The organism is Gabonia massiliensis (assembly GCF_001403595.1).
Classification (GTDB): domain Bacteria; phylum Bacteroidota; class Bacteroidia; order Bacteroidales; family Coprobacteraceae; genus Coprobacter; species Coprobacter secundus.
In genome coordinates this window covers 1,423,620-1,438,362 of record NZ_LN877940.1, presented here as the reverse complement: position 1 = coordinate 1,438,362, position 14,743 = coordinate 1,423,620, and the positions used below count along the sequence as shown (strand labels likewise).

At 37.4% G+C, this 14,743-nt stretch carries 10 protein-coding genes, 1 tRNA gene and 1 pseudogene; 1 reads left to right on the top strand and 11 read right to left on the bottom strand.

Annotated features, from left to right (window positions below; translation table 11 throughout):
* Nucleotides 1-109 precede the first annotated feature (109 nt).
* On the top strand, nucleotides 110-343 hold the full coding sequence (locus tag BN2628_RS16920) for a GNAT family N-acetyltransferase (RefSeq protein WP_082430199.1): 234 nt from the start codon (nucleotides 110-112) through the stop codon (nucleotides 341-343).
* 24 nt (nucleotides 344-367) lie between these two features.
* Here the strand turns inward: BN2628_RS16920 and BN2628_RS15475 are convergent, their stop codons facing one another.
* The 11 genes and pseudogenes from BN2628_RS15475 to BN2628_RS15430 all read right to left on the bottom strand — a co-directional run bounded on the left by BN2628_RS15475 (nucleotide 368) and on the right by BN2628_RS15430 (nucleotide 14,682).
* Nucleotides 368-2,833 (bottom strand): DUF262 domain-containing protein, encoded by a 2,466-nt coding sequence (locus BN2628_RS15475; protein ID WP_055099576.1) that lies wholly within the window; start codon nucleotides 2,831-2,833, stop codon nucleotides 368-370.
* 3 nt (nucleotides 2,834-2,836) lie between these two features.
* Nucleotides 2,837-4,702 (bottom strand): DUF262 domain-containing protein, encoded by a 1,866-nt coding sequence (locus BN2628_RS15470; protein WP_055099566.1) that lies wholly within the window; start codon nucleotides 4,700-4,702, stop codon nucleotides 2,837-2,839.
* A 21-nt stretch (nucleotides 4,703-4,723) separates the two neighbouring features.
* A complete protein-coding gene (locus BN2628_RS15465; RefSeq protein ID WP_021930068.1) occupies nucleotides 4,724-5,275 on the bottom strand; it encodes a 3'-5' exonuclease in 552 nt (183 codons plus the stop codon).
* Between the two features lie 11 nt (nucleotides 5,276-5,286).
* Entirely contained in the window at nucleotides 5,287-6,144 is an 858-nt protein-coding gene (locus BN2628_RS15460; RefSeq protein WP_317614745.1) for a helix-turn-helix transcriptional regulator, read from the bottom strand.
* Between the two features lie 226 nt (nucleotides 6,145-6,370).
* On the bottom strand, nucleotides 6,371-6,907 hold the full coding sequence (locus BN2628_RS15455) for a hypothetical protein (RefSeq protein ID WP_154668485.1): 537 nt from the start codon (nucleotides 6,905-6,907) through the stop codon (nucleotides 6,371-6,373).
* A gap of 285 nt (nucleotides 6,908-7,192) precedes the next feature.
* A tRNA-Lys gene (locus tag BN2628_RS15450) sits at nucleotides 7,193-7,265 on the bottom strand.
* Between the two features lie 489 nt (nucleotides 7,266-7,754).
* Nucleotides 7,755-8,072 carry a helix-turn-helix domain-containing protein gene (locus tag BN2628_RS17670; protein WP_257606539.1) on the bottom strand — a complete coding sequence of 106 codons (318 nt, stop codon included), beginning with the start codon at nucleotides 8,070-8,072 and terminating at the stop codon, nucleotides 7,755-7,757.
* A gap of 9 nt (nucleotides 8,073-8,081) precedes the next feature.
* Nucleotides 8,082-9,893: pseudogene (gene recQ, locus BN2628_RS15445) on the bottom strand (DNA helicase RecQ); the annotation flags it as partial.
* Complete coding sequence (locus BN2628_RS15440; protein ID WP_021930073.1) at nucleotides 9,890-11,218, bottom strand: UDP-glucose dehydrogenase family protein; 1,329 nt, start codon at nucleotides 11,216-11,218, stop codon at nucleotides 9,890-9,892. The gene BN2628_RS15440 and the pseudogene recQ, both read right to left, overlap by 4 nt.
* A gap of 30 nt (nucleotides 11,219-11,248) precedes the next feature.
* Entirely contained in the window at nucleotides 11,249-12,652 is a 1,404-nt protein-coding gene (locus tag BN2628_RS15435) for an undecaprenyl-phosphate glucose phosphotransferase (RefSeq protein ID WP_021930074.1), read from the bottom strand.
* Nucleotides 12,653-12,861: 209 nt separating this feature from the next.
* A complete protein-coding gene (locus BN2628_RS15430) occupies nucleotides 12,862-14,682 on the bottom strand; it encodes a DUF349 domain-containing protein (protein ID WP_055099550.1) in 1,821 nt (606 codons plus the stop codon).
* Nucleotides 14,683-14,743 lie beyond the last annotated feature (61 nt).

Here is a 14,743-nt window from a genome sequence, read left to right as displayed (position 1 = left end):
TCGAATAACAAAAACATTTATTGATATTTTTTTACATAAAATTATTTTATTATATATTTATTTAAACTAAAATTTATCTATAAATAAGACAGATTAAATATAAAAAGACATAGAAGGAGCAAAAGAATATATTCAAAATAAATATATAATAAATTATACCTCAAATAAAGGATTCTATTATGCTATTTGTTTTAAGTGCACCAACACACCGATTGGCTATATTCATATCAGTAACAATGATAAGCACGATTTAGGGTATGGACTCAAAAAAGAATTTTGGCACAAATGCATCGTGACAGAAACCTTTCTAAAAATAATTAATATACTAAAACAAAAATTGTAGGAACCAGAGAGTTGGAACATGGGGTTAATCATATTTATTGCTTTGCAAATAACTCTCAATACACTCATTCATCGCCTGGACAAAATCATTCGCATCTTTCACCTTGTTTTCATCGATTACAAGTTTAAGATTTTGTTCACGTAGTTTTTCATTGTCATAAAGACGAAAATCCCCTTCATACATATAAATCTTATCCCAATGTTGCCATTGGAATAAATAACACACACCGTCTTTTTTATATTGAAACTTAATATCCCAACCATATAGCATTTTCTCAGGTTTCGTATCAATCTGAGAACCAATAACCAAAGTGATTGTTCCGTTATCTATTAACGTATTCAATATACTATCCCGGTGAGATTTAGTTAGAATCACCCCTTCTCTACTCGGATATAAACTAAGTCCGTCATATATCCATCTGACATAATTCCAATCTGTATTTTGCTTTTTTTGAGCCCATTCGATAACATTTGTATTCACTAATTTTTCAAAAGCAATTTGTCTATAATCATCTGTATCATCCAATTGTAATGATTCATTTACACCATCACCCATCAGTAAATGGTGGATAGATTCAGCATATAATAAAGAATTTGCAGCTGTACCTTTTTTCAATAATATGTTGTCTCGCCAAATTTGAGACGAAAAACCGAATATATATTTGTCATTACGCGTGTACGATTGTATTTGCGCCTCCCAATTTCGACAATACGACAAAATAATCCGATTTGCTTTTGCAGATTTTTTATATTCTTCAGTCAATCCGCCATTGGTAAATATCAAACGAGCATTTTTCCATTTTTCCTCAAAATCTATCCAATCAACATTATCTTCGTCATTCTTAAATAAAAACCGAATAGCCCCATGAAAAAAAGCGTAATTTTCCGCTTCCAATATGACCGCTTCCCAATTCCAATCGTGACAATTATCCCGGTTTTTCTCCTGCTCCGGCAATTCCGGATTATTGTGCCGAAAAAGAATCTGTTTTGCCTTTTCAACCTCTTCAGACAACTGTTCCGGTGACGCTTTAGATTCTATTCCAGAATTCTCATCCGCCAAAAATTCATATATATCTTCAATATGTCCGCTCAGTTCATCAATCAGTTTAATACGGGCAATCATGGCATCAATCGTATCAATTGTACTATTCCCGACCAAATTGCATACCACTCTCATCCATCTTTTAAAATGAACCTCATTAAACGAATCACATTGTTCAAAATATCGGCATATTCCGAAAAAAGCAACTCTTTGTGGTTGAGTAAGAGTAGATATTTTATATATATTCCCAGAATTATCCAGACTTAAATTACCTCTATTATCCTTTTTATACTTTGGAATAAAATCAAATTTGGAAAACCATTGGGGTAAATGCTTATTTATATTTTCATTTGTCGTAATTTTCTCAAATAACCTTTTCAAACGGAGAAGTATAGATACATTTCTCCTTTTCTTAGCTTGGGTCAAGATATCGGAATAAATACCAAATCCGGTATCGTATGACAATGCCGAGTCATCAGATTCGTTACCATATAGTTTCCATACTTCAGAGTCTTCTTTTTTTGCATTAGCATAAACTATAGCACAGTTCAAAAAATATCTATTGATAAATGCAAAGTATATTTCATCAATCTTGCCGTTTTTATGATTTTGCCAAAAAACATCCGTCCAAACCGTATCCATCTTTATCGGAACATCATCCAATTCCTCCCATTCTTCATTCTCCCTTATCCGCTCCTGTATATATCCTATCAAGTCGGCCTTGAAATTTTCAAAAGCAGTCAATTGTTTTCCTCGTGCATTCATCTTAATATACAAATCATCCGAAAGGGCAAAATCTTTAAGTGGCAAGTAATAAAATATAATGGGAGCATTTTCGGAAACCAGACAGTTCCAATATTTTCTTAGATTTTCTTTATCCGTATTTTTGAATAACTTCTCTATACTATCGATGATGTTTTTATCCTGTTTGTTCGTAACTTTTGTCCCACCCAACATGTTCAGTATCGATTGGATGGTCGGGTCTTGTTCCCATGACGAATAGAACCATGTACGGTTCGTGATGAAATCCACAATATGTTCCTCGTCTTTATATTCTTCAAAGTTTTTACATTGACACAAATTCTCACAAAACTCCCGCGATGAAATCCTCGTTTCGTAAGTAAATTTTTTTAATGTCCCACACACCTCTTCCAACAATCCGACTCTCAAAGCAATATACCAATGCAACAACCACAGAGTGGTCAGTCGCTGCTGACCGTCCAAAGGATGCAATTTGCCCCGCTCCTCCGAACCATAAACAAAATCAAGCTTCAGAACCTTTCCAGTGTCTGAAAGATGGTCGTCCAATGCGTGTTTTATATTTGAGAGGAAAACTTTCCTTAGATGTTCCTTCCCTATCCTTCCTTGTACATAATCACGCTGAATAATAGGAACTTCAATAGGATGATCCTGAATGAATTTCCAAAACGAAGTCGTATTTTTATCCATGGTCTATTCTTCTAATTTTTTTAAACATTCCCTTATATCTTCCAAATAAGCCTCTGCATCGAGCTTTGTCCAATAATTACTGTGATCGGCTGTCGGTGAATAATATTTCAAAAATACCTGTTTAGTACAGGGAGGTACAAACGATGAGCCCGCATCAAATTCCTCACCGATTATCAATTTACCACTTTTGGATAACTTAGGAATAGGAATCAGTTTCCCCTTATCCTTCCCGATAATTATACGACGTTTCCCTGAAAAAATGGAATTTTCATAACTTCTGTTCGTAGAAGAGTCTAACAAAGCATAATTCCATATCCTGTTTTTTTCCATTTGCGACCATTCTTCTTGTACCGGCAAGGTACTCTTTATTTCATTAAAAAAAATTTTTTGTTTTTCTGCATCTTGCATTCCAAAGTAGGTACTTATTTTCTCTTGTATATCATCATCTGCACTCAAATATACATTCAGTAACCATTCTTTCTGTGTTTCAATATCATCTTCAGGATTTTCGGTATTGGAATTGATATGTTCCACATCCCAATTTTCTAATTTATATAGGTGAAAAGGAAACTTATAAAATGCCTCGGCTTGATATTTGCCGTTATTTCGTTGGGTATAATTTTGATTTATTACCGTTTGTATATTGTGAAAAAGCAAAATGGGGCGACACTCCCGTTTATTCCTTCCGTCTTCCTCATATTGCTTGTCAAGAATTGGATTGGAAACTTTCTCTTTAATTTCACTTTTCAAATAAGACAAAAAAGCACCCTTGTCGTGTCGATTGCTCCATTCTTCTACAAGACTCGAAATAACATCTAACGAAATAATATCAGGCTTCCAGCTTATCAGATAACCCACATAATGATATAGCTCCAAATCATTATACCATTCTTTAAGAACCTGATAATACTTTTTCACACTCTTCCAGCATAATACAATGTCGGGATTTCCCGATTTGAAATATCCGTAGAAATACCGGAATGTTTTATACTCGTCCGTTCCAATAGCGTCTAACTTCTCTTTGTCAAGTTCTAATGAATTTTGTTTACAGATTAAGTCAAAAATAAAGTCGATACGGGTAGGACGGTCGTAGCCTTTTTCCTTCAGATTATGTAAGAAAAGCCAAAATTCATCATCTTGTAGAGCATATTCTATATTATCCCATTCACTTGCTATCCCCCGTTGCCGCAACTGTATGTACCCATCATCTCCCATATTGAAGTTGGACCGATTCAGGAATAAAGCCTTAATTAGTTCTGCATTGGTCAAAGATATCTTTCCTATATTCAGTCGAGTAAACACTTGTATCGGATCCTCATCAACAGATTCATACCAAATGAACTTTACTTTTGACAATAACTTTTCTTTAAAATCTCGCCGGTCCTGATAAGATCTATTCGATAGCCAATTCTGTATCGTATTTTTTGCCAGAACAATATAATGATAATCGATGTTTTTATGGCTTACTGATTCATCTATCTCCGCCAAAAAATTTGCACTGTCTTTACGGGTCTCATACATTAACGAATATAAGTCCTTTCCATTTAAGCATGACAAGATAATATAAATAGTTGTAAGTCTCTGCTGACCGTCTATTACTTCCCATTCGCCTTTGAGAAGTTGCTCTATTTCCTCAAGACTTTCAGTTTCATTCTTTATTTTGCTGAATATATCTTCCTTCCGTTTCTTTACTACCAACGGCTGTAAACAATAAAAGCCGCCATCGGCAGGTTCAAACTCATTCACATCATTTAATAAATCTGTTACTTGTTGTTCTACCCAACGATAGCCACGCTGATAACTCGGAATAAAGAACCTCATTCCCAAAAGTTCACCGATAGGTTTTAATCCGATTTTATTCTCTTTCATATTGTGATTCTAATATTTCAATTATAGTCTCCCATTACAATAATTCATTTCCTCCAACTCGCAATACCCCGCATCCCTGATTTCCCTCAAGAATAACCTTGCACACATTTCTGCATCATTGCCTGCACGATGATGCTGTCCACAAGGAATCTCAAACTGATTGCAAAGAAAATCCAACGTATTACAATCAAAATCATAAATGCGACGGGCTGCACGAAGCGAACAATAGTAAGTCACATCGGGCTTCTCCAGTCCATATAACTCTAAAGAATGGCGAATGCAACCCATATCGAAAGCCGCATTGTGAGAAACAAGCACCGGACAATCTTTCAAGTAATCGGATATCTCAGCCCAGACTTCCGGAAACTCAGGAGAATCTTTCGTATCTTTCGGACCAATCCCATGTAGCCTCATATTCCAATAGTTATAATAATTTCCTTGCGGCCGTACAAGCCACGAACAAGTCTTTGCTATCTTTCCCTCATATACTATACAGATGCCGGCTTCGCAAATAGAAGCACGTTTTCCGGTAGCCGTTTCAAAGTCTATGGCTATGAAGTTCAATCCTTGCATTTTTGTTCTCCCTATCCTCTTCCGTAATAATCCATCAGGTTTATTACGAAATTACGCATCATATCACGTACCGACTTCGGCTCTATCACTTCTATTTGATCGCCCTGAGCCAAAAGCAATTGATAAAAATCGAATGTCGGCTTTACATGATACTCGAAAAGCGTAGATTCATCATTGCTTTCCAATTCCTTTTGTGAAGAGTGTAAAGGCAATGTGCGCAGATAATCGGCAAAACCATTATAGGCTAAAATAACAACGCGCTCTATAGCTACATCCGAAGTAATTACACCACAACAACCTACAAAGTATTCGTCAACGTCGAAATCCTTGTTCAAATGAAAAGACTTATCAGTCTCCTCTATCTGGGTGATTCTATCAAGCGCATAGACCAGATAAACAACTTCCGGTTTGTTTCCCTTAGCCTTGTTTCGTTCTGAATAATAAGGACTGCGGGCTATTACATACCAACGTCGGTTTACCACTTTCAAGTAATAAGGCTCTATTTCGAAACTGTTTGGCTCCGGCTTTCCGAACCCTTGATGAGTAATATAAAGCACTTTGTTTCGCCTCATGGCATCGGTAATGGCGGTAAGCCACAAATGACCGGAAGGAATATCCTCAAAAATGATTTTTCCTTCCAGCTTCTTATCCGCCTGTATTTGATTCAAGGTAGCATAAGAGTCTATCAACCAATTACGCAATCTATCGCTTTCCAAACGTTCAGGTTCATCGATACAATACCGATAACCATGTTTCGTATCACAATTAATATGAATATCAAAAATATCCCTGATAGCTTTACGATGATTATGAAAAGTACGCAATGGCAACTCGTCACCGTCCCCATAACTCAATCCGCTTTTTGCCATAACTCATTAATTTCTTCATAAGTCAGACTGGTATAACGACGAATGACATCCACAAGCCAAACATACCGGCCAAAAAGATTAGCTGCCATATTTGTTTGATTTTGAAATAACAGTACAAATATAGAGATTGACTATGAAAAAAAATGGCATACCACAGAATTAAATGATACCATGATAGAAAATATCTTGTCGATTCCTCCCATAGTATCATTAACCAGATTGTTATTCAATCACCGGACACTATTTTATAAGTCATCTCATTCTTTCGTATTCCAACTAATTTATCCCAAAGCCTGGAATTCTGAAGCGTATCAGAGGGTATCTTATCCAAATATTTTTCAAGAAACTCAAAAGAATAAATATGTTGCATATCATTAGAATAAAATGCATCAAATACATCACCAGTATAACGATTAATCAATTCATTCCAACCCCATTGATCTACAAACTTATCAATAAGCTCAAAACATAAATCAAGACTACGATTCCCGGACAATTCAGACCAGTCCCAGTAGTCCTTAAACTTTTCTATATTAGATACATTCAATAATATTGGATTTGATGTAGAAGATATCTTGGTCCAATCAAGTCGGTGCTTGAACTTGTCCAGCATAATAGGTGTCCAAAGAATTTCTACATTGCCCGATACCTCTTCCCAATTCACCTTATCCCTATACTTTTCAAGTTGTTTGCTCAGTCCACTGAAAACTCCTCGATAATTCTTTCCATACGGCATCATCCAGAATTTTTTCCAAAAATTCATTCGATAATCTTTTTACCACCATTACCCTTACTATTTTATTTTTTCAAAAATTACCGACGTCGTAAAATCCACGAACGGCCCTCGTTCACAGAATACTCCAATTTAGCTGAATGTGTGGGACAGATACGGATTACTTCTTCCCCTCGAACAATCGTCGTTGACATAATTTCTAAATTAAATCGGTTTATAATTTATTTTATATCGCAAATGTACGAGAGCACCTATGCCAAAAATTGTAAATGTCTTTAAAAAATAAAAGGACTTCAAATGAAGTCCTCATTTCTGTGATCCGCCTGGGGCTCGAACCCAGGACCCCAACATTAAAAGTGTTGTGCTCTACCTGCTGAGCTAGCGAATCTCCTGTTATGTGTGCATCGATTTCTCAAATGCGTTGCAAAGGTAATACTTTATTTTATATCTGCAAACAATCAGAATACTTTTTTTAACCCAAATCCATAATGTATACTCTTTCAGTCTAACTATCAAAGACTTCTATTTCAAGAAAATTACTCAACAAAAAAAATCCATCTAAGATAGACCCAATCTTTAGCTTAAAAACTCTCGAAAAAGAACACCCCTTATAAAACTACCCCAAATGTTCCTCTTATCCCGCTGCTATATTTTTGCTTTTAGAAGCTATCATCTAAATTTTGCTCGGGTCAATTTTGAAAGTTTCTTTCGAGGATATTTTTTCGTTTTATGAGGAAGATAACAAGCTATCTGGCGTGTGAAAAAGAGGATAGAGACCGAAAGAAAACGCAAAAATGACCTGATAATATTTTTTTATTGGAAAAGTTAGACCAGTTCATAACAACATTAAAATTATATGTAAAATGAATTATCAGAATCACTCATTCTCCAATTCCAACACAGCAATAGCGAGCCGTATCTTTCCATAATCTATCTCTTCATTCAAAGCCTCATATATCGGTTTCAATTCTCCGGTATAATTTACATTTTTCAAAGCTCCGGCCACAGCCTCTATTTCATACACTGTCAGGAAACGATGCCATTCGGTAAACTTCTTTTCTTTAATAAGCCATGCAATATGGCTATACACTGTTACCGGTTTCAAATCCCTTGCCGATGCAATCTCCTCTATCGAATAATTCTGCATCAATAGCATTAAAGTTTCGGCATAAGTATCGCCTTTTTCTCTTTTCAAGCCCAGTTCTTTACGTAACAAACCAACAAACTCTTTCCCGTATTTACTTACCTTTGCCACTCCGATACCACTAATACGGGCAAAATCGAACAACGATACGGGTTTATGTATTACCAATTCTTGCAAAACTTTATCGGTAAAAATAATATATGCCGGTTTTCCCTCTTCTGCTGCCAACCGTGAACGCAACATACTAAGCGAATCAAATAATCTCTCATCCGGGCTACGCTCAACCATCGGAGTATCAACGGTTTTCTTCCCTTTCTTCTTATCTTTTCGTTCAGTTATCAATTCATTACTTACAAATGTCAACATGGCAATCTGCTCCCCTCTCAATACTTTCCACCCTGACGGGGTCACTTTTATACGATTGCCCTCATTATATAATAATTCGAAATATCCTAACTGCATCATCTGTAACAAATAACCTTGCCACTGACGAAACGAAAGGTCTTCCCCCGCTCCAAACGTTTTTATTCGGTCATATCCTTTCTCTAAAATTTCCGCTTTATGAGAACCCCTTAAAATATCAATCAATACTTGTACCGTAATCGACTCGCCAGTTCTTATACAAGCACTTAAAGCCTTTTGTACGAGGACAGAGCCGTCAAAACGTTGCGGTGGATTTTTACATATATCGCAATTGCCACAGTCCTTCTCAACTTCTTCTCCAAAATAATTTAAAAGTATGCGCCGCCTACATATCGGAGACTCTGCATACTCCTGCATTCGATGCAGCTTCTCCATATTCATCTGGCTCTGCCCGCTCTCCCGAGCAAACTTCGACAGCATCACCACATCACCCAACGAATAAAACAATAAAGTATCGCTTGGCATACCATCTCTCCCTGCACGCCCTATCTCTTGATAATAACACTCGATACTTTTAGGCATATTATAATGGATGACCCATCGTACATTGGATTTGTCAATACCCATACCGAATGCTATAGTAGCACATACTACTTGTACCTCATCATTTAAAAACGCAGCTTGCGCCTTCTCCCTTTGCTGAGCCGACAACCCGGCATGATATACCTCTGTCGTTATTCCCAATTGGGACAACTCTTGTGCCACCATTTCAGTATTACTTCTACTCAAACAATAGATAATACCGCTCTGTCGGGCATGTCTCTGTATAAACGAATATATTGCGGCCAGTTTCTGTTTCTTATTATATCCTCCTATGACATGTAAGCTCAAATTAGGACGGTCAAAAGAGGAAATGAATATGCGAGGAGAATCAAGTCCTAATTGCGTTATAATATCATTCCGAGTCAATTTATCAGCTGTAGCAGTAAGTGCCATCATAGGAACGGTCGGGAAACGTTCCTTTAAAACTGACAATTTATTATATTCCGGCCTGAAGTCATGCCCCCATTGAGATATACAGTGAGCCTCATCAATAGCAAATAATGATATATCCAACGACGGCAACAAATAATCCAACTCACTCAATAGCCGTTCTGGAGATATGTACAACAAACGTATATCTCCCTGCCGAGCCTTCATCTTTATTACCAGCTCCTCATCCTCACTTTGTATACTGTTTAATGCCGCTGCTTGAATACCATTCTCAAGCAAAGCATCCACCTGGTCCTTCATCAAAGCCAACAACGGAGATACAACAACGACAAGCCCTTGGTTTATCAATGCCGGAATCTGAAAACAAATAGACTTGCCTCCCCCCGTAGGCATCAAGACCAGACAATCATGTCCTTCCTGAACAGCCTCTATTATCTCGGCCTGATACGGACGGAAAGTATCATAGCCAAAATATTTCCGTAATGCCTCCTGTGCACTGATGCATTTATCTGTCATTTATCAAATCTTCGTCCTATACATTCGTAATCAAAACCCAGTGAACGCAATTCTTCCACATCATATATATTACGGCCATCGACAATATAAGGATGATTCATCACCTTTTTCACTACATTCCAGGCCGGCAGTCTAAACTGTTTCCACTCAGTCACCAAAAACAAGCCATCAGCATCTAGAACAGCATCATACATATCCTTTGCATAATACACACATTCGTCTCCCAATATCCGTCTCCCCTCATCCATAGCTATAGGGTCATATGCTCTGACCTTGCATCCCGCCTCTATCAACGAGCGTATAAGTACTACGGAAGGAGCATCGCGCATATCGTCAGTTTCAGGCTTGAAAGAAAGCCCCCATATAGCAACAGTCTTTCCCTTCAAGTCTCCATTATAATATAATGAAAACTTACGGAACAAAAGCCCTTTCTGATATGCATTCACTTTCTCAACAGACCGAAGTATCTCCATATCCACCCCATATTCTGACGCAGTCTTTATCAAAGCCTTTACATCTTTCGGAAAACAAGAGCCTCCATAACCGCATCCTGCATACAAAAACTTTTTCCCAATACGCATATCAGAGCCGATTCCCGCCCTGACCATATTGACATCAGCCCCTACCGCCTCACACAGATTAGCGATACTATTCATAAAACTAATACGTGTCGCCAGCATGGCATTAGCTGCATATTTTGTCATTTCTGCTGAAGGCACATCCATAAATATAACACGAAAGTTATTCAGCATAAACGGCTTATACAATTTAGACAACAGCTTCCGAGCCTTCTCAGACTCTACCCCTACGACTACTCGGTCTGGTCTCATAAAATCAATCACGGCATTTCCTTCTTTCAGAAATTCCGGGTTAGACGCGACATCGAAATCTATATTCAAACCTCTATCATCCAACTCTTTCTGAATTGTAGAACGTACCAAAGCAGCGGTTCCTACCGGTACAGTACTTTTAGTAACGACCAGAACATATTTTTTCATACTTCTTCCAATAGTACGAGCTACTTCGAGCACATACTTCAAATCGGCACTGCCATCCTCATCGGGAGGCGTACCCACCGCTATAAATATAATATCGACATCATCGATACAAGACTCCAAATCAGTAGTAAACGAAAGGCGCCCATCGTTATGATTTTTCCGTACCAACTCTTCAAGGCCGGGTTCATAAATAGGAATCACCCCATTCTCCAATTTTTCAACCTTACTTTTATCAACATCTACACAAATCACATTCAAACCCATCTCAGCAAAACAAGTACCCGTAACCAGTCCTACATATCCAGTACCGACAATAGCAATCTTCATATTTACTAATTTTTTAAGGTTTCGGCCTTATCAGAAGGCATTCTTTTCCCCTTTAATAGCATTAAATACTGTAAGAAAGATAATCTTTATATCTAACCAGAAGTTCCAATTTTCAATATACCAAACGTCATACTCCACCCGTTTTTCCATCTGCCACAACTCTTTTGTTTCTCCACGATAACCATTCACCTGAGCCCAACCTGTCAAGCCAGGCTTCACCATGTGGCGAACCATATAACGGTCTATCATTTTAGAATAATCCTCTGTATGCTTTATCATGTGAGGTCTGGGACCTACAACCGACATGTCTCCCAAAAATACATTGATAAACTGAGGTAGCTCGTCCAGACTCGTTCTCCTCAGGAAACGCCCAAGTTTTGTCACTCGCGAATCCCCTTTCGTTGCCTGTACCGAATCCGATTCTTTATTTACCTTCATAGTCCGAAATTTATAACAAGTAAATTCCTTCCCTTTAAAGCCGGTACGTTTCTGCTTGAAAAATACAGGACCGGGAGACGACACCTTCACAGCCAGGCTTATAGGCAAAAGCCATAAAGGAAACAATACCAACATTACCGACGAAAACAATAAATCAAAGAAGCGTTTCAATAACCGTAAAATAGGATGCTCTAGTGACTCTTCCCTGATAGACAATACCGGAACTCCTCCTAACATCTGATAATGCATACGTTTAAATACATATCGGTTTATCTCCGGTACGATATAAAAACGTACCATATTCTGCTCCGAAAATTTCATCAATCGCAAAATTTTTTCATCTTGAGACCCTGGCAGCGCACAGTATAATTCGTCAACATCATTTTCCAGAACAAATTTCTCTACCTCACTTACCGTACCCAAATAAGAAGGTATAGACCTCTTCAACTTCTCATTATCATCAAAAAATCCAAGGAAACGATACCCATATCCCTCGTCACTTTTCAATGCATTATAAAGCATTATTCCGGTCCGGCCGGCACCCACAATAACTACACGTCTAAAATTGTAACCTTTTCTTCGATAATATTTCAAGAACTTACGGCTTATAATCCACCAAAGACACAAAAGAGCAAAAAACAGGCCAAAATAACGCAACAGAGTTATAGGAAGAATATCATCTCCCACCTTTAAGAAGGTGAGCAAAGACAAAAATATCACAAAATAAACGGCCACAGATCTCAAAGCAACTACAAGTACCCAGTCGATATGTATCATCCGATTATTATGGATGTTACTAAAAATATAAGCTACTGGCAAATAAGATATGTTTAATAACAGCCAAATAATTTTGGAACAAAAATCTTGCGAACTATCTGGAAATATAAACCATATCAGAAAAAAAGCCATATTGATACACAAGAAATCGATTACCGTAATCAATATCCGTATCAAATATCCATACCCGCCACCATTATTGTTTCTTATCATTAGCATAAATCCGGTTCATTAAAAAATACAAGACTTCAGTAAACCCGTAGTCTAATAACGAATAAAGTGACTATAAATTTTCTTGTTCTTTTTCTTCCGAATAAAGAACAATCCGATTGTTTAAACTCCTCGATGGAAACTTCAATGCTTAAAGCAACGACAACTTAAAGCATCTTGATAAAGACGTCTAAGTTGCCGTTACTCAATTATATTTTTTACAAATTCTCGTCGATCAATTCGATTTTCTGAATAATCAACTGCATCTGATCTTTCAATTGCTGCATTTTACGCTCCATTTCCTTGAGCATGCTGTTACCGCTTTTCGATGAGATATTCAAAAAGCCCATGTTATTTTCATAGGTGTGCAATTCAGCCTTCAAACGTTCATAATTATGCACCAGTTTTTCCCGTTCTCGATAAAGCTTATTCTGAGCCTGATCCGAAGAAGCCAACTGCTGCACGGTAGAAGTATAAGACATTAATCGGTTCCTATTCTCCTGCATATTCAACCGAGTAAAATGCTTATCCAACACGGATTGATATTCCTTATATATTTTATCCTTCTCCTTAAAAGGAACAAAACCTATTTTATTCCATTCTGCCATCAGTTCCCGAACTCGAGCCGTCGCCTCTGCAGTTTCCATATTCTCATCGATGGCATTCAATTTTGCAATTATCTCTTTTTTCTGGTTGAGATTCTCCAATTCCACCTGTCTTTGAGACGAAGTCTGCTTTGCTTTCTGCTCAAAGAAATAGTCACAAGCCGAAATAAACCGTTTCCAAACTGCATCAGAATATTTTTTGGCTACCGGCCCTATAGTCTTCCACTCTTTCTGTATCGCAATAAGCGTATCAGTCGTAGATTTCCATTCCGTACTCTCCTTCAAGGCCTCGGCTTTTTCACAAAGAGCCTTTTTCTTTTCCAGATTCCGGGCCATTTCATCCTTTACAGCCTTAAAATACTCGGCTTTCTTTCTGAAGAATTCATCACAGCTTTTACGAAAACGTTCAAATAACTGATTATTTACTTTGCGGGAAGCAAAACCTATCGTTTTCCACTGCTCCTGCAAAGCAATAATTTCTTTCGTTTTTTCATCCCATGCATTGAATGACTTCAAGTCATCGGTATTGATAGATTCGATTTCAACACATAACGCGGTCTTCGCCTCTTCATTTTTCTGCTCGCCTTCTTTCAATGACTCAAAATGTTGTTGATGACGTTTATTTATTACACTTGAGGCAGCCTTAAAACGATTCCACAACTCATCCCTGAGTTCTTTGGCCACTGGACCGATTCCTTTCCACTCTTCATGTAATGCTTGCAACGATTTGAAAGCTCCGATAATATCCTCATTCTCAGATAAAGCTTCCGCAGCTTCACATAAAGCAATCTTCTGATCCAAATTTTTCTTAAAATCGTAATCTCTCAGCTCTTTATTGATTTTCAACAAATCGTAAAAACGCTCAACATACAATTGATAACTTTTCCACAAATCATTGACCGCAGAAGCCGGGATATTCGTTATCTCCTTAAACGACTGTTGCAACTGCTGAAAATCATTATAACGCTTATTTATATTGTCCGAATCCTCAGTAAGAGCCTTTATCTCATCCAGGATTTCTTTTTTACGTACTAAATTAACTTCTTTTATCCGTTCCTGTTCCTCAGCAAAAGCAGCCTTTTTTTCTTTAAATGTATTCAATAAAGATTTTAGTATCTCTTCCAATTCATCCGCCTCCGGAGTGAATACCTCATCTTCAACATCCTTATTTTCTTCAAATTGCTTACGGGCAGCTTCAATTTCCGCCTTACGCAATTTATAATAATTCTGTTTAAGAGAATCTATTTCATCTTTTACTTCATCAACAGGCCTTTGAACCAGCGATTTAATCTGATCTACAATTTCCTGTCGTGACAATTTCACTTCAGGCTTAACATCGGAAGTCTCTCCCGCAACAGACTGTTCCGGAGCAGTTACCGGTACTTCGGGCTCCAGATTTTCGGTAGCAGGAAGATTTTCTTGGGAATCCATCATATTTTTTTCTTTTAAAAAAAGCTATTCACTTTAATTTTAGAGACAAAATAAAAAAAATATT

What these genes read in the sequence shown, in the direction of transcription:
- BN2628_RS15440 (WP_021930073.1), bottom strand. Translation starts at nt 11,218, where the DNA reads ATGAAGATTGCTATTGTCGGTACTGGATATGTAGGACTGGTTACGGGT.
- BN2628_RS15460 (WP_317614745.1), bottom strand. Translation starts at nt 6,144, where the DNA reads ATGGCAAAAAGCGGATTGAGTTATGGGGACGGTGACGAGTTGCCATTG.
- BN2628_RS15430 (WP_055099550.1), bottom strand. Translation starts at nt 14,682, where the DNA reads ATGATGGATTCCCAAGAAAATCTTCCTGCTACCGAAAATCTGGAGCCC.
- BN2628_RS15470 (WP_055099566.1), bottom strand. Translation starts at nt 4,702, where the DNA reads ATGAAAGAGAATAAAATCGGATTAAAACCTATCGGTGAACTTTTGGGA.
- BN2628_RS15455 (WP_154668485.1), bottom strand. Translation starts at nt 6,907, where the DNA reads ATGAATTTTTGGAAAAAATTCTGGATGATGCCGTATGGAAAGAATTAT.
- BN2628_RS15435 (WP_021930074.1), bottom strand. Translation starts at nt 12,652, where the DNA reads ATGCTAATGATAAGAAACAATAATGGTGGCGGGTATGGATATTTGATA.
- BN2628_RS15465 (WP_021930068.1), bottom strand. Translation starts at nt 5,275, where the DNA reads ATGCAAGGATTGAACTTCATAGCCATAGACTTTGAAACGGCTACCGGA.
- BN2628_RS15475 (WP_055099576.1), bottom strand. Translation starts at nt 2,833, where the DNA reads ATGGATAAAAATACGACTTCGTTTTGGAAATTCATTCAGGATCATCCT.